General features: G+C 69.7%; 25 protein-coding genes. 7 read left to right on the top strand and 18 right to left on the bottom strand.

The window, feature by feature from the left end; genetic code table 11:
* Position 1: 1 nt before the first annotated feature.
* Positions 2–367, bottom strand: a complete 366-nt coding sequence (locus tag V6S02_RS04155) for a LysM peptidoglycan-binding domain-containing protein (protein WP_336399959.1) — start codon at positions 365–367, stop codon at positions 2–4.
* Between the two features lie 300 nt (positions 368–667).
* Between V6S02_RS04155 and lexA the strand changes: the two genes are divergently transcribed.
* Both lexA and V6S02_RS04145 read left to right on the top strand, forming a co-directional pair.
* Positions 668–1,342: a transcriptional repressor LexA gene (lexA, locus tag V6S02_RS04150; protein ID WP_124292928.1), complete on the top strand. Its 675-nt coding sequence runs from the start codon at positions 668–670 to the stop codon at positions 1,340–1,342.
* Positions 1,343–1,421: 79 nt separating this feature from the next.
* On the top strand, positions 1,422–3,401 hold the full coding sequence (locus V6S02_RS04145; RefSeq protein WP_336399958.1) for a dipeptidyl-peptidase 5: 1,980 nt from the start codon (positions 1,422–1,424) through the stop codon (positions 3,399–3,401).
* 26 nt (positions 3,402–3,427) lie between these two features.
* Here the strand turns inward: V6S02_RS04145 and hflX are convergent, their stop codons facing one another.
* Complete coding sequence (gene hflX / locus V6S02_RS04140; RefSeq protein WP_336399957.1) at positions 3,428–4,963, bottom strand: GTPase HflX; 1,536 nt, start codon at positions 4,961–4,963, stop codon at positions 3,428–3,430.
* Positions 4,964–5,085: 122 nt separating this feature from the next.
* Here hflX and V6S02_RS04135 point away from each other — a divergent pair, with 122 nt between their 5' ends.
* Complete coding sequence (locus tag V6S02_RS04135; protein ID WP_124292925.1) at positions 5,086–5,727, top strand: class I SAM-dependent methyltransferase; 642 nt, start codon at positions 5,086–5,088, stop codon at positions 5,725–5,727.
* 10 nt (positions 5,728–5,737) lie between these two features.
* Here V6S02_RS04135 and dapF read toward each other — a convergent pair whose 3' ends face one another.
* From dapF to thyX, 16 genes are all read right to left on the bottom strand, one after another.
* Complete coding sequence (gene dapF / locus V6S02_RS04130; RefSeq protein WP_336399956.1) at positions 5,738–6,589, bottom strand: diaminopimelate epimerase; 852 nt, start codon at positions 6,587–6,589, stop codon at positions 5,738–5,740.
* Positions 6,590–6,631: 42 nt separating this feature from the next.
* A complete protein-coding gene (locus tag V6S02_RS04125; RefSeq protein WP_124292923.1) occupies positions 6,632–7,057 on the bottom strand; it encodes a GNAT family acetyltransferase in 426 nt (141 codons plus the stop codon).
* Positions 7,054–8,013, bottom strand: coding sequence for a tRNA (adenosine(37)-N6)-dimethylallyltransferase MiaA (miaA, locus tag V6S02_RS04120; RefSeq protein ID WP_336399954.1), 960 nt, complete (start codon positions 8,011–8,013; stop codon positions 7,054–7,056). The genes V6S02_RS04125 and miaA overlap by 4 nt, the downstream gene beginning before the upstream one ends.
* Positions 8,010–9,560, bottom strand: coding sequence for a tRNA (N6-isopentenyl adenosine(37)-C2)-methylthiotransferase MiaB (gene miaB, locus V6S02_RS04115; protein ID WP_336399953.1), 1,551 nt, complete (start codon positions 9,558–9,560; stop codon positions 8,010–8,012). The genes miaA and miaB overlap by 4 nt, the downstream gene beginning before the upstream one ends.
* A gap of 72 nt (positions 9,561–9,632) precedes the next feature.
* Entirely contained in the window at positions 9,633–10,355 is a 723-nt protein-coding gene (locus V6S02_RS04110; protein ID WP_336399952.1) for a regulatory protein RecX, read from the bottom strand.
* Positions 10,355–11,401: a recombinase RecA gene (recA, locus tag V6S02_RS04105; RefSeq protein ID WP_336399951.1), complete on the bottom strand. Its 1,047-nt coding sequence runs from the start codon at positions 11,399–11,401 to the stop codon at positions 10,355–10,357. The genes V6S02_RS04110 and recA overlap by 1 nt, the downstream gene beginning before the upstream one ends.
* Before the next feature lie 229 nt (positions 11,402–11,630).
* Complete coding sequence (locus V6S02_RS04100; protein ID WP_124292918.1) at positions 11,631–11,855, bottom strand: DUF3046 domain-containing protein; 225 nt, start codon at positions 11,853–11,855, stop codon at positions 11,631–11,633.
* Between the two features lie 13 nt (positions 11,856–11,868).
* The gene (locus tag V6S02_RS04095; RefSeq protein ID WP_124292917.1) at positions 11,869–12,177 is read right to left on the bottom strand and encodes a helix-turn-helix domain-containing protein; all 309 of its coding nucleotides are present in this window, start codon (positions 12,175–12,177) and stop codon (positions 11,869–11,871) included.
* A 150-nt stretch (positions 12,178–12,327) separates the two neighbouring features.
* A complete protein-coding gene (locus V6S02_RS04090; protein WP_336399950.1) occupies positions 12,328–12,840 on the bottom strand; it encodes a CinA family protein in 513 nt (170 codons plus the stop codon).
* Positions 12,837–13,409 carry a CDP-diacylglycerol--glycerol-3-phosphate 3-phosphatidyltransferase gene (gene pgsA, locus V6S02_RS04085; RefSeq protein WP_336399949.1) on the bottom strand — a complete coding sequence of 191 codons (573 nt, stop codon included), beginning with the start codon at positions 13,407–13,409 and terminating at the stop codon, positions 12,837–12,839. Before pgsA ends, V6S02_RS04090 begins: the two co-directional genes overlap by 4 nt.
* Positions 13,409–16,060 carry an FtsK/SpoIIIE family DNA translocase gene (locus tag V6S02_RS04080; protein WP_336399948.1) on the bottom strand — a complete coding sequence of 884 codons (2,652 nt, stop codon included), beginning with the start codon at positions 16,058–16,060 and terminating at the stop codon, positions 13,409–13,411. Before V6S02_RS04080 ends, pgsA begins: the two co-directional genes overlap by 1 nt.
* Before the next feature lie 78 nt (positions 16,061–16,138).
* Complete coding sequence (locus V6S02_RS04075; protein WP_336399946.1) at positions 16,139–16,633, bottom strand: GNAT family N-acetyltransferase; 495 nt, start codon at positions 16,631–16,633, stop codon at positions 16,139–16,141.
* Positions 16,634–16,673: 40 nt separating this feature from the next.
* Positions 16,674–18,350: a ribonuclease J gene (locus V6S02_RS04070; RefSeq protein WP_124292912.1), complete on the bottom strand. Its 1,677-nt coding sequence runs from the start codon at positions 18,348–18,350 to the stop codon at positions 16,674–16,676.
* 61 nt (positions 18,351–18,411) lie between these two features.
* Complete coding sequence (gene dapA, locus V6S02_RS04065) at positions 18,412–19,389, bottom strand: 4-hydroxy-tetrahydrodipicolinate synthase (RefSeq protein ID WP_124292911.1); 978 nt, start codon at positions 19,387–19,389, stop codon at positions 18,412–18,414.
* A gap of 197 nt (positions 19,390–19,586) precedes the next feature.
* A complete protein-coding gene (locus V6S02_RS04060; RefSeq protein ID WP_336399945.1) occupies positions 19,587–20,348 on the bottom strand; it encodes an SDR family NAD(P)-dependent oxidoreductase in 762 nt (253 codons plus the stop codon).
* Position 20,349: 1 nt separating this feature from the next.
* On the bottom strand, positions 20,350–21,093 hold the full coding sequence (gene thyX, locus V6S02_RS04055; RefSeq protein WP_124292909.1) for an FAD-dependent thymidylate synthase: 744 nt from the start codon (positions 21,091–21,093) through the stop codon (positions 20,350–20,352).
* A 75-nt stretch (positions 21,094–21,168) separates the two neighbouring features.
* On the opposite strand from thyX, the gene V6S02_RS04050 reads away from it, so the two are divergent.
* The 4 genes from V6S02_RS04050 to V6S02_RS04035 all read left to right on the top strand — a co-directional run bounded on the left by V6S02_RS04050 (position 21,169) and on the right by V6S02_RS04035 (position 23,613).
* Complete coding sequence (locus tag V6S02_RS04050; RefSeq protein WP_336399944.1) at positions 21,169–21,633, top strand: TlpA family protein disulfide reductase; 465 nt, start codon at positions 21,169–21,171, stop codon at positions 21,631–21,633.
* On the top strand, positions 21,626–22,120 hold the full coding sequence (locus V6S02_RS04045; RefSeq protein WP_124292907.1) for a DUF4395 domain-containing protein: 495 nt from the start codon (positions 21,626–21,628) through the stop codon (positions 22,118–22,120). The genes V6S02_RS04050 and V6S02_RS04045 overlap by 8 nt, the downstream gene beginning before the upstream one ends.
* A 124-nt stretch (positions 22,121–22,244) precedes the next feature.
* Positions 22,245–22,670 (top strand): OsmC family peroxiredoxin, encoded by a 426-nt coding sequence (locus V6S02_RS04040; protein WP_124292906.1) that lies wholly within the window; start codon positions 22,245–22,247, stop codon positions 22,668–22,670.
* The gene (locus tag V6S02_RS04035; RefSeq protein ID WP_336399942.1) at positions 22,663–23,613 is read left to right on the top strand and encodes a TIGR01777 family oxidoreductase; all 951 of its coding nucleotides are present in this window, start codon (positions 22,663–22,665) and stop codon (positions 23,611–23,613) included. Before V6S02_RS04040 ends, V6S02_RS04035 begins: the two co-directional genes overlap by 8 nt.
* Positions 23,614–23,646 lie beyond the last annotated feature (33 nt).

The raw sequence follows: 23,646 nt of genomic DNA, 5'->3' as shown, positions 1-23,646 counted from the left end.
GTCAGTCGGCGTACTCCGCGGGGATCGCCAGCTCCTGGCCGGCCGACACGAGTCCCGCGTCGAGGCCGTTGAGACGGCTGAAGGCCGCAACCACATCCCGAGGGTCGGCGGCAGGGGCCACGCGCTCGGCGATCGCCCAGAGAGAGTCACCCGCCTGCACCGTGACGGTGTCGAAGGCCCCGGCCGGCGCACCGTCGGCGCGAGTGGCGAGCGCTGAGCCGCCACTGATCATCGCCACGCTCAGCGCGACGACGGCGGGCAGCGCGGCGAGTGTCGCGAGGACACGGCGCCCGCGGGCGGTCAGCCGCAGCCGGGTCGCCGCGGCGGCACCCGTCATGGTTCCCGTCGAAATCGTGATCGCGCTCATGTTGTGCTCCCGTTCCCGGCTCAGCCGGTGTCGTTTCGGGTCTGGGTTCGCATCCACCCGTCGGCCGGGACGGGCGGATGCGAACCTCTCTTCCGAAGCTATCTTCGATGTGGAATGCTGTCAAGCGGGTCGGAATCCGTCGAACGATCGAACGCGACACGCGAGCGAGGTCCGGTGGACGCCGATCGGAACCGGATACGGTTTCGACGAGGACACCTCACCACCGACCTCCGACATTCGAAGACACGACGATCACGTCACGGAGGACCGGGGCGGGATTCCGGGGAGACAGGAGCAGACATGAGCGAGCCGAACACCAAGCCGCAGACGCGGCGGCGCAAGAGCCTGAGCGACAAGCAGATGGCCATCCTCGAGGTGATCCAGCGCTCGATCGCCCGCCACGGCTATCCGCCGAGCATGCGCGAGATCGGCGACGCCGTCGGCCTGAAGTCGCTGTCCAGCGTCACCCATCAGCTCAATCAGCTCGAGTTGAGCGGATACCTCCGGCGCGACCCCGGCAAGACCCGGGCCATGGAGGTGCTCATCGACCTCCCCGGCACCGCCGCGGAGAACCCCGCCGACCGCACCCCGGCCGTGGGGGACGCCGCGCTCGTCCCGCTGGTCGGACGGATCGCCGCGGGTGTCCCGATCACGGCGGATCAGCAGGTCGAGGAAGTCTTCCCCCTCCCCCGACAGCTGGTCGGCAAGGGCGAACTGTTCATGCTGAAGGTCGCCGGCGATTCGATGATCGACGCGGCCATCTGCGACGGCGACTGGGTCGTCGTGCGTGCGCAGGGGACGGCCGAGAACGGCGAGATCGTGGCTGCCATGCTGGACGGAGAGGCGACCGTCAAGACGTTCCGTCAGCGTGACGGCCACACGTGGCTGCTCCCCCGCAACACCGCCTTCGAACCCATCCTGGGCGACGAGGCGATCATTCTGGGCAAGGTCGTCGCGATCCTTCGCGCGGTCTGACAGACGTCGGCGCCCCCCGACGACGTGGGGCCCGTGGCGATGCGGCGGGCCGCAACGTGGGGGCCCGTAACGTGGACGCATGGTCGAGCCTCTTCCTCACGACTCCGCGTCCGCCCCCGTCCGCACGCTCCCGTTCGGCACCTGGCCCTCACGCGTCACGGCGGACGCGGTGGCTGCCGCCTCGCCGCGGCTGGACGGCGCTCGATTCGTCGGGGAGGAGATCTGGTGGGCCGAGACGGTCCCCGAAGAGCAGGGGCGAACGACCGTGCGACGCGCACCGCGGGCAGCCGTCCCGGGCTCACAGGTCGACACGCTGCTTCCCGCTCCCTGGAATGTCCGCTCGCGTGTCCATGAGTACGGCGGCGGCGCATGGAGTGCCACCGCCGATGGCGGGCTCGTCTTCGTGGAGAAATCGGATCAGCGGGTGTGGCTCCTCACTCCGGGGTCGGCTCCCACACCACTCACACCCGCCGTGTCGGCGCAGGCGCTCGGGGGTCTTCGTGTGTCCCGGGGGCGGCTGCTCGCGGTCCGAGAGGTCGTCGGTGAGGCCGTCAGCCACGACATCGTCGAGATCCCTCTCGACGGGTCGGCCGCCGACGACATCGACCGCGTGATCTCGTTGACGGCGGGGAGCGATTTCGTCGCGCAGCCTGCGCTCTCCCCCGACGGATCCGCTCTCGCGTGGCTCGCGTGGGATCACCCCCACATGCCCTGGGACCGGGCCGAGGTCCGAGTACGCCGACTCGACGACGGAGAACCTGCGGGGCGACGCGTCGCCGGAGGTACCTCCGCCGCTCTCCAGCCCGAATGGACGGCCGACGGCGCCCTCCTCTACGCCGACGACGCGAGCGGGTTCTGGAACCTTCACCGTCTCGATCCCGCGGAAGACCGGCCGGAGATGATCGCCCCGGATGAACGCGACACCGGGGGTCCGCTGTGGGTGCTCGGATCACGGTGGTTCGCGCCGCTCGCCGACGGTGTCGCCGCCGTGCGCACGCGCGGCAGCGACGAGCTCGTCCACATCTCGTCAGGCGGCGTGGTCACCGGCATCCCTGTTCCGGCGGTGGGCAACCTCCTGGTGGAGGACGCAGAAGGCACCGACGTCCTCGTGTCAGGGAGCCCGGAAGACGCTCCCGCGGGGCTGTGGCGCATCGATCTGCGCGAGCCGTCGCGACCGGGCGTCCACCTTCTGACAGGCGGCCGCTGGCAAGACGACGGCTTGTCCGCCTGGGTGCCCCGACCCCGACGATTCACCGTCGACGGGCGCCATGGCGTCGTCCATGCGGTCGAGTTCCCCCCGACCCACCCGGAGGTGAAGGGACCCGAAGACGCCCTTCCCCCATACGTCGTGCTCGTCCACGGCGGTCCGACCGCTCACGCCCCCGGTGTGGTCAACCCGAAGACGCTCTTCCTGACCTCGCGTGGGATCGGCGTGGTCGAGGTCAATTACGGAGGCTCGAGCGGTTTCGGTCGCGAATACCGCGAACGTCTGCGCGGCCGCTGGGGCGTCGTCGATGTCGACGACGTCGTCGACGTCGCCCGTTTCCTCGCTGCGGACGGAACCGCCGACCCCGCCCGCATCGCGATCGCCGGCGGATCGGCAGGAGGCTGGACGGTGCTCGGGGCGCTGGTCGCCTCCGATGCATTCGGCGCCGGCATCTCGCGGTACGGCGTGGCCGATGCCCGCCTGCTCGCGTCCGAGACGCACGACTTCGAATCGCGCTACCTCGATGGCCTCATCGGCCCGCTTCCCGCCAGCGAGGCGGTCTACCTGGAGCGTTCACCGCTGACCCACGCCCACCGCATCCAGACTCCTGTGCTGCTGCTGCAGGGAGAGGAGGACGCCGTGGTTCCGCCCTCGCAATCCGAAGCCATCCGCGATGCGCTGCGCGCCGGAGGCGTGCCCCACGCCTACGTCCTCTACCCCGGTGAAGGGCACGGATTCCGCCGCAGCGAGACCGTCGTCGACATGGTGCGCACAGAGCTCGCCTTCTTGGGCGCCGCCTTCGGTTTCACCCCGGCGGACGTCTCGCCGCTCGACCTCGAGCCGACCAGCTGAACTGGTCGCAGGGGTTCTGCGAGCCGTCAGATTCGGAACGGTGCGAGTTCGGCAGCGAGCCGCTCACCGACGTGGGCGTGGAGGTAGGTTCCCTCCGCCCTGTGCTCCTCGGTGAGGATGAGACCGGAATCGTGCGCGGCCGACACCAGGTCACCGCGATCGTAGGGGACCACAGCCTGCACCTCGACAGCAGGCAGCGGCAAGGCGTCTTCGATGGCCGCGCGCAGCTCCTCGATTCCCTCGCCCGTGCGCGAGGACACGAAGTGCGCGTCGGGCACGAGGCCGCGCAGCACCAGCCGGGTGTCGGCGTCGACGAGGTCGGCCTTGTTGAACACCACGATCTCGCGGGTGTCGCGCGCACCGACATCGCCGATCACGTCTCGCACCGTCTGCAGCTGTGCGCCCGGATCGGGGTGGGCGCCGTCGACGACGTGCACGATCACATCGGCGCCGCCGACCTCCTCCAGGGTGGAGCGGAACGCCTCGACGAGCTGGTGCGGGAGGTTCCGAACGAATCCGACGGTGTCGGAGATCGTGTAGACCCGGCCGTCTGATGTCTCCGAGCGGCGCACGGTGGCATCAAGTGTCGCGAACAGCGCGTTCTCGACGAGCACGCCCGCGCGCGTCAGCCTGTTCAGGAGGCTGGACTTCCCGGCGTTGGTGTACCCCGCGATGGCCACCGACGGGATCGTGTTCCGTTTGCGTTCGGCCCGCTTGGCATCGCGCGCAGGGGCGAACTGACGGATCTGCCGCCGGAGGTGCGCCATGCGCGTGCGGATGCGGCGCCGGTCGAGTTCGATCTTGGTCTCACCAGGACCGCGTGACCCCATTCCTGCTCCGGCGGCACCGACCTGGCCACCGGCCTGTCGGCTCATCGATTCACCCCACCCGCGCAGTCGCGGGAGCAGGTACTCGAGCTGGGCGAGCTCGACCTGGGCCTTGCCCTCGCGGCTCTTGGCGTGCTGGCTGAAGATGTCGAGGATGACGGCGGTCCGATCGATCACCTTCACCTTCACGACATCCTCGAGTGCGCGCCGCTGGCTCGGGGCCAGTTCGGCGTCGGCCACGACGGTGTCAGCACCGGCGGCGGCGACAATGTCGCGCAGTTCTTCGGCCTTGCCGCGTCCGACGTAGGTCGCCGGGTCGGGGTTCGGGCGACGCTGGAGCACGCCGTCGAGCACAACGGCGCCCGCCGTCTCGGCGAGGGCGGCCAGTTCGCGCAGCGAGTTCTCCGCCTCCTCCTGTTCACCCTGGGGATGAACGCCCACCAGCACGACATTCTCCAGACGCAGCTGTCGGTACTCGACCTCGGTGACGTCTTCGAGCTCGGTCGAGAGCCCGGGTACGCGGCGCAGCGCCGCGCGCTCCTCGCGATCCCACTGGTCTCCGTCCGAATCGTCGGAGACGACCGTCGAGGCATCCTGGAGCGCCTGGGCGGGCGCGAGGGCGCGCGATCCGGCGTCGGTGAAGATGGTGGTCCGCGCGCCGCTGCGCGTCTCCGCGCGAGCGAGCACACGGTCGACCGGGTCGACGGCGTCGTCGGTGGGGATCTGTTCTGTCATGGGGTCCTTCCGGATGATCCGCGTATGTGGTGCAGGCGTCGGGCGGGACATCCGTCTGCGGAAAGGGATTCGTCGACTCTAGCCTCCCGCGCCGGAGACCACCTCCGCTACGCTCGACAGCCATGGGGAGCGACCACTATTTCAGCGCGTCGCCCGCCAGCCCCGAGAATCTGCGTCGGATACGCGTGCTGCTCGCCGGCCGGGAGGTGGAGGTCACCACCGCGGGAGGGGTGTTCAGCCCCGACCGGCTGGACGGTGGGACCGCGGTCCTGCTCGCCAATACGCCGCCCTCACCGCCGGGCGGCAATCTGCTCGATCTCGGGTGCGGGTGGGGACCGATCGCGTTGTCTCTCGCGATGACCTCGCCGCACGCCACCGTGTGGGCGGTCGACGTCAACGAGCGGGCCCTGGATCTGGTGCGTCGCAACGCCCAGTCCCTGGGGCTCGACAACGTCAACGCCGCGACGCCCGACGATGTTCCCGATGACATCGGTTTCCGCACCATCCGATCCAACCCCCCGATCCGCGTCGGGAAATCCGAGCTCCACGGTCTGCTGGAGCGATGGATCCCTCGGCTGGACGAGCGGTCCGACGCCTGGCTCGTCGTCCAGCGCAACCTCGGTTCGGATTCACTGCAGCGATGGCTGGCAGCGACGCTCGAGCCCGGGTTCTCGGTGCATCGCGCCGCCACCGGGCGGGGATTCCGGGTCATCCGGGTACGCCGCCACGGCATGCCGCCGACCGGGCCGATCGCGCTGCCCTGACCCGTCGCGATCAGGCGAGGGTGATCTCGCCGGTGAAGACCAGCGCAGCCGGACCCGACAGCAGGACCCGCTCCTCCACGACGCGCACCGCGAGCGTGCCGCCGGGCACCTGTACGCTCCAGCGATCGGGTGCACCTCGGCCCGCCCAGTGCCGTACCGCGAGCGCCGCCGCGGCGACCCCCGTGCCGCAGCTGAGGGTCTCGCCCACTCCTCGTTCGATTACCCGCATCCGGATGACCCCCACCCCATCGCGCACGAGCGGGTCGGCGGGGACGACGAACTCGATGTTCGCGCCGGCCGGCGGGTCGGGGTGGAGCATCGGGCGAACGGCGAGATCCAGTCGCTCGAGCTCACTCTCGGACTGCAGCGCCACCACGACGTGCGGATTGCCGACGTCGATGCCGAGCCCCGGCCGCGGGATGTCCAGTCCGCGCGCGCGAACAAGGGTCTCCTCGGGCTCCACCGACCATGCGCCGAGGTCGACCTCGTAGCCGAGTTCGCTGCGGGTGAGCGTCTTCACTCCCGCTCGCGTGCCGATGAGGACGGAGCCGTCGAAGCGCGCCAGCCCGGCGTCTTCGAGGTAGCGGGCGAACACGCGGATGCCGTTTCCGCACATCTCCGCCGCCGAGCCGTCGGCGTTGCGGTAGTCCATGAACCATTCCGCATCGACGGTCGCTGCACCCTCGGGGAGGGATGTGCTGCGGACGACGCGCAGGATGCCGTCAGCCCCGATGCCGAAACGGCGGTCGCACAGCACGGCGACCTGGTCATCTGAAAGCTCGAGCCGGCCGTCGGGATCTTCGACGATGACGAAGTCGTTTCCCGTGCCGTGGCCCTTCGTGAACGACACCGCGTGAGGCATGAACCCAGCCTATGCGTCTGCCCTGTGGTCGTCCGCGCGGGGTCAGTCTTCGATGAGGCGCTTGCCCGTCGCCCAGGTGTCGAAGTGCTCGAAGCCGAGGGCCTCGTAGAAGCCCTGTGCGACGCCGTTCTCGGGCCTCACCATCAACTGCACCTTCGGGCACCCCATCTCGAGGAGAAGCTCCTCGGCACGCTCGACCAGGCTCCGGGCGATGCCCTGACCGCGGTGGTGCGGGTCGCTCGCCAGGTAGTACAGCCAGCCGCGATGACCGTCGTAGCCGGCCATGACCGTCCCGACGATGTGACCGTCCTCACCCACGGCGACGAGGAAGAGCTCGGGCTGGACCCGGAGCTTGCGGGCGATGTCCTGGTACGGGTTGTTCCAGGGCCGCGTGAGACCGGTGGTCTGCCAGAGGAGGACGACCGCGTCGGTGTCGCCGGGAGCGAAGGACCGGATCTGCAGGCTCATGCCATCGAGCCTGCCAGACTCTCCCCCGCCGTCGCGCCGTCCATCCATGTGACGCCGTCGTATCGTCGGAACCACGACACCTGCCGCCGGGCGTAGCGGCGCGTGAGCGCCTGCGTCTGCGTGATCGCCTCACCACGGTCGATCTCGCCCCGCACCTGGGCCAGAGCCTGTGCGTAGCCGATGGCCCGCGGCGCGGTGGTGCCCTGCTCGAGACCGACGCGGCGAAGACCTTTCACCTCGTCGAGCAGCCCCTCATCCCACATCCGCTCGACCCGGCGATCGAGGGTTTCGACGAGTTCACGACGGTCGCGCTCGAGACCGAGGAGCCTGGTGCGCGGATACCACAGGGTCTGCGTCTCGGGAAGGACGCCGCCGTGCGTGCTGTCGCCCTGGGCGATCACCTCGAGGGCCCGGATGATCCGACGCGTGTTGCGGGGGTCTATCCGGGTGGCGGCTGCCGGGTCCGCGCGCCGCAGTCGCTCGTACAGCGCGGCGGGTCCGACCCGGTCGAGCTCGGCCTCGAGGGCGTCTCTCAGCGCCTCGTCGCGCGGCGGGAACCGGAAGTCGAACACGACCGCCGAGACGTACAGACCCGATCCGCCGACGAGGACCGCGTCCGCGCCCCGGGCATGGAGGGAATCGATGACGCCGCGTGCGGCGGACTGGTACCACGCCACGGCCGCGTCGTCGGTGACGTCGAGCACGTCGAGGAGGTGATGGGGGATGCCGCGGCGCTCGCCCTGGGGGATCTTGGCGGTTCCGATGTCCATCCCCCGGTACAGCTGCATCGCGTCCGCTCCGACGATCTCCGCGTCACGACCGGCGGCGCGCAGCGCCTCGACGAGGTCGAGCGCGAACGCCGATTTCCCGGTGCCCGTCGCACCGATGACACTCCAGAGCCGAGGGCCGTCGGCGGCCTCACGGTCTGACGGGGAGGCGTCGGGCGCGGTCTTCACTCGCTGATGCGCAGCGTGGGAAGGCCCAGGGACACCGCTCGAGGTGCTCCTGCTTCGGCACCCGGTGTCGGCACAGCGCACGATTGGGCCTGAGCCCTGTCCCACGCGTCGCCCGCGCGCGTGCGCCGGATGCGGAGCCGATCGCCCGCGGGCGCGTCGGCGAGGAGGTGGAAGGGGGCGGCATGGGTGATGATCGCCGTCACCACATCGCCGGGACGTGGGAGCGGAGAATCGGCCGGAACCTCGAAGTGGACGAGTCGGTTGTCCTCGGCGCGTCCGGTCAGCCGGTGGGTGGCCGCATCCTTCTTGCCCTCGCCGCTGGAGACCAGAACCTCGACCTCGCGACCGAGCTGCCCTCGGTTCTCCTCGAGACTGATCCGCTCCTGAAGGGCGACGAGGCGCTCGTAACGCTCCTGGACGACCGACTTGGGAACCTGATCCGGCATCGTCGCGGCCGGGGTGCCCTCGCGGATGGAGTACTGGAAGGTGAAGGCGCTGGCGAAGCGCGACTGCTCGACGACGCGGAGGGTGTCTTCGAAATCCTCGTCGGTTTCGCCGGGGAAGCCGACGATGATGTCGGTGCTGATGGCCGCGTGCGGGATGCGGGCGCGCACCCGATCCAGGATGCCGAGGAACCGCTCGCTGCGGTAGGACCGTCGCATCGCCTTGAGGATCCGGTCGCTGCCCGACTGCAACGGCATGTGCAGCTGCGGCATGACTGCGGGGGTCTCGGCCATCGCGTCGATGACATCGTCGGTGAAGGCTGCGGGATGCGGGCTGGTGAAGCGGATGCGCTCGAGGCCGTCGATCGCGCCGGCGGCCCGGAGGAGTTTGCCGAAGGCCTGCCGGTCACCGAATTCGACGCCATAGCTGTTGACGTTCTGCCCGAGGAGGGTGACCTCGATCGCGCCGTCGTCGACCAGCATCCGGATCTCACTGAGGATGTCGCCGGGACGCCGATCCTTCTCCTTGCCGCGGAGGTGGGGGACGATGCAGAACGTGCACGTGTTGTTGCACCCGACGGAGATCGAGACCCAGCCGCTGTGGATGTGGTCCCGCTTCGTGGGAAGCGTCGACGGGAACACGTCGAGCGCCTCGAGGATCTCGAGCTCCGCCTCGTCGTTGTGGCGCGCACGCTCGAGAAGACGCGGGAGCGAGCCCATGTTGTGGGTGCCGAAGACGACGTCCACCCAGGGCGCCTTGTCGAGCACGGTCTGCTTGTCCATCTGAGCCAGGCACCCGCCGACCGCGATCTGCATCCCCTCGCGCGCGTCTTTGCGCGACTTCAGATGCCCGAGCGTGCCGTACAGCTTTCCTGCGGCATTGTCGCGCACGGCACACGTGTTGATCACCACCACGTCGGCTTCCTCGCCGGGCCGCGCGGGCAGATATCCCGCGCTCTCGAGCGAGCCCGAGAGGCGCTCGGAGTCATGCACGTTCATCTGGCAGCCGAAGGTGCGCACCTCGTAGGTGCGGGCGCTGCCGTCTCGAGTCACGGCGGCGGGCGAAGGGGCGACCAGGGAGGGCGCGGCGGAGGGAGTAGACATGGTGCCTGCAATTCTAAGAGCCCGGATTCTCCCAGCCGGAATCTGCTGGGCTGCCATCTTCCGCGCCGACGCTCACCCGAGCTCGCGCGCCTCCTGGAGGGCCGTACGCGCCGCGGTGAGAGCCGAGGAACCCCCGAATCCGCGGCGGGCGAGCTGGCCGGCAAGGCGTCGCAGAGCCACGTCGTGATCGAGCCTGGCCAGACTCCGAGCCTTGCCCCGGGCGAACTCCAGTGCCCGTTCGTCGTCGTCATCGGGCATCTCCGCCAGCGCCGCATCGGCGACATCGCGCTCCACCCCTCGCTGCGCCAGACGGCGGGCGATGGCCCGGCGACCTTCGCTCTTGCGGGCCACGCCGCTCCACACGACCTGTTCGGCGAGGCGGCCATCGTCGAGGTAGCCGCGCTCGCAGAAGACCGCGACGAGCTCGGCCGCCGCCTCGCGACTCAGCCCGCGTGAGACGACGAAGGCTTCCGCCTCACGGACGGAAAGGCCCCGGGCGCCGAGCCGCCGCAGCAACGCCCTTTCCACCCCCGCCGCGTCGACGGGGCGGGTGTCGATCTCAGTGTCGGTGTCGGTGTCGGCACCGTTCTCGACGTTCGCCGCACTGCTCCCGCCACGTCGCCTCGAGGAGGGGCGCTCCACGCGACCGGACCTCATCGTCGTGCCGGCCGACGGACCGCGCGCTGCCCGCCCACCCGACGGGTGAGCGGGGGGCGCGTCGGGCGTCGAGCCGGTGAAGAGCGGGATGACGGGGGCGAGGTCTCCCTCGCCCCCGCTCTCGACGAAGCGGACCATCAGGCCGGGCGACGCGCCGCGAGCTCGTCGGCGGCCGAGGCCCCGCGGGGCTGGCCGATGCCGAGCTTGTCCTTGATCTTCGTCTCGATGTCGGCGGCGATGTCGTCGTTCTTGAGCAGGAAGTTCCGGGCGTTCTCCTTGCCCTGGCCGAGCTGCTCCCCGTCGTACGTGTACCAGGCGCCCGACTTCTTCACGATCCCGTGCTCGACGCCGAAATCGATGAGGCTTCCCTCTCGCGAGATACCGACGCCGTAGAGGATGTCGAACTCGGCCTGCTTGAACGGCGGCGCCATCTTGTTCTTGACGACTTTGACCCGCGTGCGGTTGCCGACAGCCTCGGTACCGTCCTTGAGCGTCTCGATACGACGGATGTCCAGGCGCACCGACGCGTAGAACTTCAGCGCCTTTCCACCGGCGGTGGTCTCGGGAGACCCGAAGAACACGCCGATCTTCTCGCGCAGCTGGTTGATGAAGATCATCGTGGTGTTCGTCTGATTGAGCCCACCGGTCAGCTTGCGAAGCGCCTGCGACATGAGCCGTGCTTGGAGACCGACGTGGGAATCGCCCATCTCACCCTCGATCTCGGCCTTCGGCACGAGCGCCGCGACGGAGTCGATGACCACGAGGTCGATCGCTCCCGAGCGGACGAGCATGTCGGCGATCTCGAGCGCCTGCTCACCCGTGTCGGGCTGCGACACCAGCAGCGAGTCGATGTCGACTCCGAGCTTCTTGGCGTAATCGGGGTCGAGCGCGTGCTCGGCGTCGATGAACGCGGCGATGCCGCCGGAGCGCTGCACGTTCGCGATCGCATGCAGAGTGAGCGTGGTCTTACCGGAGGATTCCGGACCGTAGATCTCGATGATCCGGCCGCGGGGAAGCCCGCCGACGCCGAGGGCGACGTCCAACGCGATGGAGCCGGTGGAGATGACCTCGACGGGAGCGCGCTCGTCACCGCCGAGGCGCATCACCGAGCCCTTTCCGAACTGCCGGTCGATCTGAGCGAGAGCCGTTTCGAGGGCTTTCTCGCGGTCGGCGGGTGATGGCATGGCGTGCTCCTTCTGCTCGCGTTCCGTCGCCTGTAGGCTGCCGCGCTCTGCACCGGATGATGCGGACGCTGCGGCAAGGCGGAGGTGTCGTTCGACGCGATTCACGGTACGAGGGGCCTCCGACATCGACCGTCGACCCGGACCATTCCGTGGATAACCACCGTGCGACACCTGCTGTGCAGGAGCCTACGCCGATCTCGAACGCATCTTCGACGACACGCCGCGGGGCTCAGCCGCGCCGCGGCTCCAGCCGTCCCACGCCGTACCAGCGCTCGGGAGGCACGTCGGCCGCTGCGCAGAGGGCGCGCCACACGTCGCGGGGCGCCGTCCCGGCTTCGAGAGCCTCGGCGGCGGTGCGGTCGCCGAGATCGGACAGCACGAGGTCGGCTGTCAGCGAAGGGCCTCGAGGTCCGAACTCTGCTTCGACGGCGCGCTGGAACTCGCTGCGACGCATGGATGATTGCGCGTCAGCGCAGCGAAAGCTCGGCGTCCACGGACGCGACCAGGTCGTCGGGCACGACGTCGGGGAAGGTCTGCAGGCCCTCGAGGACGGCGATGCGATCGCCTACTTCGCGCATGATCGTGGAGATCGGGACGTCCAGCGCTTCGGCGACCGACGCGAGGATCTCGCTCGAGGCCTCCTTCTGGCCGCGCTCGACCTCGCTTAGGTATCCGAGGGCGACGCTTGCACGACTGGCGACCTGGCGGAGGGTGCGGCCCTTCTGCTGGCGGAGGTCACGCAGGACTTCGCCGATCTCGTGACGTACCAGGATCATGTGGGTCCCCTCCTTACCGTTGATTCCGCCGCTGTCCGGGTGGACAACGGTACAACACCGATGCAGTCACACTAATCCCGTGCGCTGGGTGATGGGTGGGAATCACCGAATGTAACCGAGCGGAAACACGACATGTTCCCGATCCGTCGATCACGTCCGTGCCCGCACCTCGTCCAGTGCCCGGCGAACCGTCTCCGCGCGGATCTCGGCCCGTGTCCCCTGCAGTTCGAGAGGCACCACCACCGATGTTTCCGGGGTGCGGATGCCGACGAAAACGGTACCCACCGGCTGGCCGTCCTGCGGGTCCGGCCCGGCGACGCCGGTCGTCGAGACTCCGACATCCGCCCCCAGCCGGTCTCGCACCCCGCCGGCCATCTGCAGCGCGACTTCGGGATCCACCGCCCCCCGGGCGTCGAGGAGGGAGTCGTCGACGCCGAGCAGATGATGCTTCAGATCCGTGGCGTACGCGGTCACTCCCCCGCGCACGAGCGAGGACGCCCCCGGTACCGAGACCAGCGCGGCGACGAGCAGTCCCCCGGTCAGGGACTCGGCGACGGCGATGGTCCACCCGCGGCGCGCGAGCGCGTGCAAGAGAGCGGATGCCGCCGCATCCCCCTCCCCTCCGTCGCGACCGTCGGGGAGGTCGAGGTCCCGGCCGGTCATGAGCCCCCCCGGGCGCGGCGCGCGCCGCGCACCTCGCTGATGACGTAGTCGATGCCGCTGGCGATGGTGAGGATGACGGCGATCGTCATCGTCACGCCGTTCACCGACCAGATCCACTCCCCCACGAGCGGCGCGAGGGGCAGCAGGGCCAGCGACAATGCCACCGACTGCGCGACGGTCTTGAGCTTGCCCATCCATGCTGCGGCGAGAACGTGGTCGCTGACGACCATGAACCGGTACACCGTGATGCCGATTTCGCGGATCAGCACGACGATGGTGATCCACCACGGCAGCTCGCCGAGGATCGACAGGCCGATGAAGGCGAACCCGGTGAGCACCTTGTCCGCGATGGGATCGAGGAGCTTGCCGAGGTCGGTGACGATGTCGTGGCGCCGCGCGATCCACCCGTCGACGCCGTCGGTGGCGATCGCGACGATGAACAGCGCCGCCGCCCACCACCGCAGCGCCCCGTCTGCACCGTCGTCGATGAGAAGCATCGCGAGGAAGACGGGTGCGACGAGGATCCGCACGACGGTGATGATGTTCGGCAGCTGCCTCGGCACGGCCATCAGTCGCGCCCCGTCAGATCCCACGCATCTTCACCGGCGTCGGCGTCGACCACGGGAAGACCTTCGAACTGGGCGTCGACGGGATCGACGTCATCGTCGGGCACGTCCTCCCCGCGCAGCCTCGCGAGGACCCCGGGCAGCTGTTCGGCGGTGACGAGGACGTCGCGGGCCTTCGACCCCTCGGACGGACCGACGATCTCACGCGACTCGAGCAGGTCCATCAACCGCCCCGCCTTGGCGAAACCGACGCGGAGCTTCCGCTGCAGCATCGAGGTCGAGCCGAACTGCGTCGAGACCACGAGCTCCGCAGCGGCCAGCAGGAGCTCGAGGTCATCGCCGATGTCGGCGTCGATCTCCTTCTTCTCCGCCGCCGCGGCGACATCCGGTCGATACTCCGGACGCGCCTGCTGGGTGACGTGCTTGACGACCTTCTCGATCTCGGCCTCGCTGACCCACGCGCCCTGCACGCGGATGGCCTTCGAAGTGCCCATCGGCAGGAACAGTCCGTCTCCCTGCCCGATGAGCCGGTCGGCACCGGGCTGGTCGAGGATGACGCGGGAATCGGTGACGCTCGTGACGGCGAACGCGAGCCGTGAGGGCACATTGGCCTTGATCAGACCCGTCACGACATCCACCGAGGGGCGCTGGGTCGCCAGCACCAGGTGGATACCGCTGGCACGCGCCAGCTGGGTGATGCGCACGATCGAATCCTCGACGTCGCGGGGCGCGACCATCATGAGATCTGCGAGCTCATCGACGACGACGAGCAGGTAGGGGTAGGGCTTGAGGACGCGCTCGCTGCCGGCCGGCAGCTGCACCTCCCCGGCTCGGACGGCACGGTTGAAGTCGTCGATGTGGCGGAACCCGAACGACGCGAGGTCGTCGTACCGCATGTCCATCTCCTTCACCACCCACTGCAGCGCCTCGGCGGCCTTCTTGGGGTTGGTGATGATGGGCGTGATCAGGTGCGGGACGCCTGCATAGGAGGTCAGCTCGACGCGCTTGGGATCGATCAGGACCATGCGGACATCGGCCGGTTTGGCGCGCATGAGCAGGCTCGTGATCATCGAGTTGACGAAGCTCGACTTGCCCGACCCGGTGGAACCGGCCACCAGCAGGTGGGGCATCTTCGCGAGGTTCGCCACGACGTAGCCGCCACCGACATCCTTGCCGACACCGATGGTCATGGGGTGGGTCGACTGGGTGGCCGCGCCCGATCGGAGGACGTCGCCGAGGGTGACGATCTCCCGGTCGGTGTTGGGGATCTCCACGCCGATCGCGCTCTTGCCGGGGATCGGCGCGAGGATGCGCACCTCGTTCGAGGCCACGGCGTAGGCGATGTTGTTCGTGAGGGCGGTGATGCGCTCGACCTTGACCCCCGGGCCCAGCGCGATCTCGTACTGGGTGACCGTCGGGCCACGCGAGAAGCCGGTGACGCGCGCGTCGACCTGGAACTGATCGAGGACGCCGGTGATCGCCGCGACGACGGCGTCGTTGGCGGCGGAGCGTTCGCGGTGCGGTGTGCCGGCAGCGAGCGCGGCGACGGACGGGAGCCGGTAGGGGGCATCGGACGAGGTGAGCCCACCCTCCGTCCCGAGGCCGGAGAGCCCGGGAAGATCGTCGCCGGGATCGTCCGGAGCGGTGTCGTCGCGCAAGGCTGTCGACTCACCACCACGGGGCGCGGCCGGAAGAGGCGGACGGGCGGGGATGATCTCGGTGACGGCATCGGTTGCGGGCGCGACGGGCGTGATCGCCTGCTCGAACCCGCCTTCGGCGGCACCCGGGGTCAGGAGGGCGGTCAGGTCGTCCGAGGACAGATCGCTCCCGACGTCCTTCTCTCGACCGGTGCGATTGCGACGCCACCACGGCAGCGAATCGGTGCGCTCGTCGCCGTCACCGTCACCGTCGCCGTCGGCCCCGGATGCCCCTGGCGCGCGCTCCGGCGCAGGTTCGGCACCGAACATCCAGGCGTAGAGCTCTCCCAGCCGGCGGCCGATCCGGTTCGGCGGAGTCTTGGTGAGGATGAGGATGCTGAGGATCGCGAGGAGGCCGAGCGCGATGCATCCGCCGACGTCGGTCAGCAGCAGCGCAAGAGGCTCGCCCACCATCCAGCCGAGCACGCCACCGGCCTCGCTGAGGGCCGGAAGCCCCTGCCGCGGTTCGGGGCGGCCGCCCAGCACGTGACAGAACCCCGCGACGGTCAGAACGAACAGGGCGAAGCCGATACCGATGCGCCCGTTGTCATGCACGGACGGAGGATGGCGGAACAGCCATCCGGCCAGCAGGATCAGGAAGACCGGCAGGAGGAACGCCTCGCGGCCGATCAGCCCGCCGGCGGTGTAGGCGCTGATCGTGCGGGCGACCTCGGACCCGATGAAGAACCACTCCACCACCGCGCCGGCGACCGCCAGCAGCACCAGCAGGAACGGGAAGCCGTCGCGGCGCTGATCCTTCTCGAGCGACTCGATTCCGAAGGCGCGGAAGAGGCCACCCACCCCATGGGCGAGACCGAGCCACGCACGCACGACCACGGGGGGACGTTCGGCGTCGTCGACGTAGGCCTTCGGAGCGGGCGCGGCTTTGCGAGCGCGCGTCGGGGCGCCCTTCGAGGGCGCTCGACCGCTCTTGGTCGGGCTGGTACTCCTGGCCATGGTTCGAGCGTAGGCGCCGGAACCCGCCTTCGCCCGGAGCGACCCCCCGAAGGGGGACGTTCGGCAGCGGGCCGCAGCTCAGCGCAGGCGCTTGACCATCGTGTCGCGCCCCATCCCCGACTGGGTCACGGCGAATCCCTCGGATCGGTACAGCGTCGTAGCGTAGTTGCCGCGTTCGACGCTCAGACTGAGTCTCGACAGGCCCCTGCTGCGAGCCTGGTCGGCCAGCTGACGAAGCAGCTCCCGCCCGACACCCCGCGCCCGCCACATCGGCTTCACGCCGATGATCAATTCGGGGACACCGGTTCCCACGTAGCCGAAACCCGGATCGCTGCGCGGGAACACCCGGTACCAGGCGGCACCGATGGCCTCGTCGTGCTCGGTGAGCGCGACGAAACCCTCGTCACCCGGTCGCATCCATCCGGCCACATACCTGCTGTACTCGTCACTGGCCAGGATCTGGTGCCGGGGCCGGGCTCCTCCCTGACGCCAGTTCGCCGCCTCCACGACCATGTCGGCGAGGAACCCGCCGTCGGCCTGCACGGCCGGACGAAGGCGGGAGGCGGCGGGCATGCGGCGATTGTAAGGCGCGGGTGGGGAGACGTGCTCGCGGTCAGGCCTCGATGACCAGCGGCACGATCATCGGCCGCCGACGCAGCGACTGGTTCACCCACCGTCCGATGGTCCGGCGCACGACCTGGGAGAGCGCGTGGCTGTCGCGCACGCCCGACTGCGCCGCCTCGGTCAGGGCTGCGGCGATCTTCGGCTTGACCCCTTCGAAGACCTTGTCGTCCTCGGCGAATCCGCGCGCGTGGATCTCGGGCCCGCTGATGATCTTCCCGGTCGCGGCGTCGACGACGATGATGACCGAGATGAACCCCTCCTCACCGAGGATCCGACGATCCTTGAGGTCGGCCTCGGTGATCTCTCCGACGGTCGAACCGTCCACGTAGACGAAGCCGAGATCCAGCTGCCCGACGACGTCGGCGACGCCGTCGCGGAGGTCGACGACGGTGCCGTTCTCACCGATGATCGTCCGCTCCGGCGCGATGCCGGTGTCTTGGGCGAGCCGGGCGTTGGCCATCAGGTGGCGGTATTCGCCGTGCACGGGCAGCACATTGCGCGGCTTGAGGATGTTGTAGCAGTACAGCAGTTCCCCGGCGGCGGCGTGACCCGACACGTGCACCTGGGCGTTGCCCTTGTGCACCACGTTCGCACCGAGCTTGGTGAGCCCGTCGATCACGCGGTAGACGGCGTTCTCGTTGCCGGGGATGAGGCTCGAGGCGAGGATCACGGTGTCGCCCTCCCCGGGCTCGATCTCGTGGTCGAGGTTCGCCATTCGGCTGAGGACCGCCATGGGCTCGCCCTGCGACCCGGTCGACATGTAGACGATCTTGTCGTCGGGGAGATCGCGGGCCTTCTTGTAGTCGATCAGCACACCCTCCGGCACGTGCAGATAGCCGAGGTCGGACGCGATCGTCATGTTGCGCAGCATGCTGCGCCCGAGGAGGGCCACCCGTCGGCCGTGCGCCGCCGCGGCATCGAGCACCTGCTGAACGCGGTGGACGTGGCTGGAGAAGCTCGCCACGATCACCCGCCGAGGAGCCCGGGCGATGACCTGGTCGAGCACGGGACCGATCGAGCGCTCCAGTGGCGTGAAGCCCGGGACATCCGCATTGGTGGAGTCGACCAGGAACAGGTCCACGCCCTCCTCCCCCAGTCGCGCGAAGGCGCGGAGGTCGGTGAGGCGACCGTCGAGAGGCAGCTGGTCCATCTTGAAGTCGCCGGTGGCCAGGACCGTTCCGGCGGGAGTGCGGATGGCCACGGCGAGCGCATCGGGGATCGAGTGGTTGACCGCGACGAACTCCAGATCGAAGGGGCCCACCTTCTCTTCACGTCCCTCGGCCACCGTCAGGCTGTAGGGCTTGATGCGGTGTTCCTTGAGCTTCGCCTCGACGAGCGCGAGAGTCAGCGACGACCCGATCAGGGGGATGTCGCTCTTCAGCCGCAGCAGGTAGGGCACGGCGCCGATGTGGTCCTCGTGCCCGTGGGTGAGGACGACGCCGACGATGTCGTCGAGGCGGTGCCGGATCGGCTCGAAGTCGGGAAGGATCAGGTCGACTCCCGGCTGGTGCTCCTCGGGGAAGAGCACGCCGCAGTCCACGACGAGGAGCTTGCCGTCGAATTCGAAGACGGTCATGTTCCTGCCGACCTCACCGAGACCGCCCAGAGGCGTGACGCGGAGGGTGCCTGCGGACAGGGCGGGGGGATCGAAGGGGGTGGTGGGCATCTCTCGCCTTCCTGCCGCGCGGTGCGCGGCGGTCGCGGGCTCGTCGAGAGCCGCGCGGGGGTTATCGCGTGGTACCCGACACCTTGGGCAGCGCGCCGCCGGCGGCGGCGTTGCGGTCGGGTCGGAAGTTGGAGAAGTCGGCGCCGGGCACCTCGGAGACCAGAGCCAACTCGTCTTCGATGCGCGCGGCCTCCCACTCTTCGGGGCCGACGAGCGGCAGGCGGACACGGGGGCTGGAGATGCGTCCCAGCCCATGGAGGATGTACTTCGCCGCGACCGTGCCCGGCACGTGCGTCATCACGGCGCGAACGAGGGGCTCGAGCTTCTTGTGCGCCGCCGTCGCCGCGCCCAGGTCACCGCTGTTGACCGCGTCGACGATCACCCGGTACGGCTGAGCGGCGATGTTGGCGGTGACCCCGATGAGCCCCGTGGCGCCGATCGACAGGTGCGGCAGCACATTCGCGTCGTCGCCGGAGAAGTACATCAGGTCGGTCTGGTTCAGCACGCGGCTGACCTCGCTGAAGTCCCCTTTCGCATCCTTGATCGCGAGGATGTTCGGGTGCTTCGCCAGACGCAGGATGGTCTCGTAGCGGATCGGCACCCCGGTGCGACCCGGGATGTCGTAGAGGATGACCGGGAGGTCGGTGGCGTCGGCGACGAGCCGGAAGTGCGTCAGGATCCCCGCCTGGGTGGGCTTGTTGTAGTACGGCGTGACGATCATGATCCCGTCGGCGCCGGCGCGCTCGCTGGCCTTGTACAGCTCGATCGCGTGCGCCGTCTCGTTGGAGCCGCCGCCGGTGATGATGCGGGCGCGGCCCGCCGCGACATCCTTCCCCACTTCGACGAGCCGGATCTTCTCGGCATCGGTGAGGGTGCTGGTCTCGCCCGTCGTTCCGGTGACGACGATGCCGTCGGCCCCGGCGGCGATGCACGAGTCGATGTGCTTCTCCACGGCGGGCCAGTCGACCTCGCCGTCGGCGGTCATCGGAGTGACCAGCGCGACGAGCACCTGTCCGAAGGGGTTGCCCGTGTGCGTCATGTCTCCAGGCTATCGTCCGCGGGTGCGCGGAATCAGCGGCCGCGGGCGCGGGAGCTGCGCTTCGCCCGTCGCGATGCGCGGCGGCGACCCGCACATCAGGTCAGCCGAACCGGATACCGGTGTGTTCGCCCGTCGCGATCGGGGGGCGGCCTGGGCGAGATGTGACAGGCGGAGGGCGGGAGCGCGAAGCGGCGAGGTCAGCGGCCGCGGGACGCCGCCGCAGCGACCAGTCCGTCGGGGACCACCCGCGACAGCGCGACGAGCGCTTTGTACCGCAGCGACGGGACCGAGACCGCCCGCCCTCGGGCGACGTCGCGCAGCGATTCCCTGACGACGGCGGGCGCGTGCAGCCACAGCACGCCGGGTACGCCCTCCTCGCCCGGCGGCAGGCCCATCCGCTCGTGGAAGTTGGTGTGGACGAAGCCCGGGCACACCGCCGTGACGGTGACGCCGCGGTCGCGGTAGGCCACGTTCGCCCAGCGGCTGAAGCTGATCAGCCACCCCTTCGCCGCGCCGTAGGTGCCGCGCGGCACGAAGCCCGCCACCGAGGCGATATTCACGATGCGCCCGCTTCCCCGCTCCAGCATGCCGGGGAGCACCGCGCGCATCAGTCGCATCGCCACCTCGACGTGGAGGATCAGATGGCGAGCCTCATCGTCGGGGTCGTTCCGCTCGAAGGCGAGCGGCAGACCGAACCCGGCGTTGTTGACGAGAAGATCGATCGGATGCCGCGGATCGGCCGCCCGCACCTCGACGCGTTTCCGATCGTCGGCGTCGAGGAGGTCTGCAGCGACCACCTCCACGTGCACGCCCGAGGAGCGCGCCTCGACCGCGATCCGCTCCAACGCGGCTGCATCGCGGGCGACCAGCACGAGGTCCATCCCGCGGGAGGCGAGCTGCCGGGCGTACTCGGCGCCGAGCCCGGAGCTCGCGCCCGTGATCAGAGCGGTCCGCGCCATCTCAGGGGGCCACCCGACCACCCGCGGTGAAGGCCGCGTGGGTGAGGGGCATGAGCTCGGCCCAGAAGGCCTCCATCTTCTCGGCGCACATCTCGATCTCGCGCTGCGGGAAGGAGGGGAAGTGGCTCCCCTCGGCCTTGGTGCGCAGAGACAGGAAGTTCATCAGCGACCGCGCATTCATGGTGACGTACATCGAGGAGTAGATGTTCAGCGGCAGCACGATACGGGCCACCTCTCGCGCGACGCCCGCCGCCAGCATCCGCTGGTAGGTCTCGAACGCGTCGGTGGCGACGCGTCGCACCCCCTCGTCGACGACCGCGTGCTGCTCGGGCGTGCCGGGGAGGAACTCGTAGGCTCCGGGCTTTCCGACCTGCACCAGGTTGCGGTCCGCCGCCGGGACGTAGAAGACCGGCCGCAGCTCCCGGTACCTGCCGGACTCCTCGTTGTACGAGGCGATGCGATGCCGCATGAATTCGCGGAAGACGAAGATCGGCGCCTGAACGTAGAACGTCATCGAGTTGTGCTCGAAGGGCGACCCGTGTCGATCGCGCATGAGGTAGTTGATGAGGCCTTTATCTCTCGCCGTGGCCTCGGTTCCGGCCGCGGCGGCGTCGAGGGTCTGCTCGCCCTGCGTCGACACGCGCGCGGCGAAGAGCACATCGGCATCGGAGGCGCTGGATCGGACGAGCTCGACGGTCACATCGCTGCGGAACGCGATCTCGGGGCTGGCTTCGGCATCGGTCACGGGGAAACCCTATCGCCGCGTCATATGTCGGCACTCGAACCCCGGCCGACCGCAGGTCGATTAGCCTGGACTGCTGTGGATCTTCTTCCCGCGGTGCTCACCCTCACGGCGCTCCTCGCCCTGACCATCGGCGTCGGCCTCCTCGTGCGCTGGCGAGAGGGTCGTCCTCGGCACCACGTCGCACACGAGATCATCGACCCGCTGCGCCTGGGCGCGGACGGCCTGGGCGAGCAGGCGACACTGCTGCAGTTCAGCACCGAGATGTGCGCGCGGTGCCCGAATGTGCACCGGATGCTGGCCGAGGTCGCCGATCGCCACGACGGCGTCCGGCACCTGGACGTGGACCTGACCCACCGTCCCGACATCGCGCAGCACTTCCACGTGCTGCAGACCCCGACCACCCTGATCCTCGATCGGCACGGCGCGATCCAGTCCCGCATCGGCGGAGTCCCGAGCCGAGACGTGCTCGACCTCGAGCTGGCCCGTTTGGCCGAGGGTGCCGGTGGCCGGTCTCGCACGGAGGAGACCGCCGATGTCTGAGACCTCCGCCCCCGGGGGCATCGACGTCCGCGCTCCGCGGTTCGCCGCAGGCATCACCGCCGGGCTGCTGGCTGTCGCCTTCCTCCTGACCCTCCTGAACGTCGACGCGGTGGGCTCCCCCGCACGGTTCGTCGACCCGGGCTTCCTCCTCACCACGGTCATCGCGCTGCTCTTCCTGTGGGGGGTCCTCTCCCCCGCGACCGCACCGTGGGGCGTCCTGTTCCGCCGACTGGTCGCACCGCGCCTCTCTCCGGTACGGGAGCGTGAGGATCCGCGTCCGCCTCGGTTCGCGCAGGGTGTCGGCCTTCTCGTCACAGGCGTCGGCATTCTCCTGCACCTGGCCGGAGTGCCGTGGGCCCTCCCGGTCGCCGTGGCCATGGCATTCGTCGCCGCGTTCCTCAACGCCGTGTTCGGGCTGTGCCTGGGCTGCCAGCTGTATCTGCTGCTCCAGCGCGGCGGCCTGATCGGGCGCCGACGCACCGCCTGAGCGGCGGCCCGCGCGAGCCGCTCGCACACGTAAGAAACCTCGCGCAACCGGTCGCCCACCCCGCGGCCCGCCGTTAGGCTGACCGCGGGACCAGGGGTCCCGATCGTCGACCGAGGAGGTTCCCATGACCATCACGAGCGAAGCCAGCACCGCCTGGAAGGGCGGACTCGCCGACGGATCGGGGGCGGTGACCCTCGTGTCATCGAACACCGGCACGTTCGACGTCAACTGGCGCGCCCGCAGCGAGGGCTCGACGTCGACCACGACGCCCGAGGAGCTCATCGCCGCCGCGCACTCGTCGTGTTTCAGCATGGCGCTCTCGCACGCCCTGGGCGAGAACGGCACCCCGCCGGAGTCGATCGACACGACCGCATCGGTGACCTTCAAGCCCGGCACGGGCATCACCGGCAGCCACCTCAACGTCAACGCGGTGGTGCCGGGCCTCTCGGCCGAGGACTTCGAGCGCATCGCCCAGGAGGCCAAGGTCGGCTGCCCGGTCTCGCAGGCGCTCGCCGGCATCGAGATCACCCTCGAGGCCACGCTTGCCTGAGACCGGTGACGCCGGCGCGGGCGGCGGTGCGCACGCCGCCGCCCCGCGCCACGTCGTCATCTCCGGCGCATCCGGCCTCATCGGACGCGCGCTCACCGAGCGCCTGCGCGCCGAGGGGGTTCGGGTGACCCATCTCGTCCGGCGCACCCCGACGGGTCCCGACGAGGTGGAGTGGCTCACCTCTCCCGCTGCCCTCGATCCGGGCGTGCTCGAGGGGGCCGACGCGGTGGTGGGTCTGAATGGAGCGAGCATCGCCCGATTTCCGTGGACCTCGTCGTACCGGAGCACCCTGCTGTGGTCACGGGTCACGCCCACTCGCGCCCTCGCGCGCGCTCTGCGCGAGCTCGGCGACGGCGCCCCGGCCTTCCTCTCCGCGTCGGCGTCGGGCTATTACGGAAGCCGTCCCGGCGAGCGCATCACCGAGGCCACCGCCCGCGGCGAGAGCTTCCTGGCCGACATCTGCGGCGAATGGGAGGGGGCTGCCCGCTCGGCCGGGGAGCACACCCGGCTGGTGCTGCTGCGCACCACCGCGATCGTCGATCGCCGGGCGTTCCTGAAGCCGCTCATTCCCCTGACCAAGCTCGGCCTGAGCGGTCCGATCGGACGAGGCACCCAGGTGTGGCCCTGGATCTCGCTGGAGGACGAGATCGAGGCGATCCGCTTCCTCCTCACCGCCGACGTCGACGGCCCCGTGAACCTCGCCGGGCCCTCACGTGCCACGGCCAACGACATCGGATTCGCCCTCGCCCGGCGCCTTCACCGTCCCTTCGTCCTGCGCGCGCCCGAATGGGGTCTGAAGCTGCTCCTGGGCAAGGACGCCACCGAGGCGCTCCTCACCAACGACCAGGACATCGTCCCCGAGGTCCTTCAGCGGGCGGGCTACGTCTTCCGTCATCCCACCGTCGAGCAGGCGATCGACGCCGCCGTCTCCACCGCGCCATGACCCGTCGGCGATGACGGCGACGGCAGGATCGGC

It is taken from the genome of Microbacterium sp. CCNWLW134 (assembly GCF_037083565.1).
Lineage (GTDB): Bacteria > Actinomycetota > Actinomycetes > Actinomycetales > Microbacteriaceae > Microbacterium.
The sequence above is the reverse complement of the archived record's forward strand: the minus strand, read 5'-3'. Positions and strand labels throughout refer to the sequence as shown.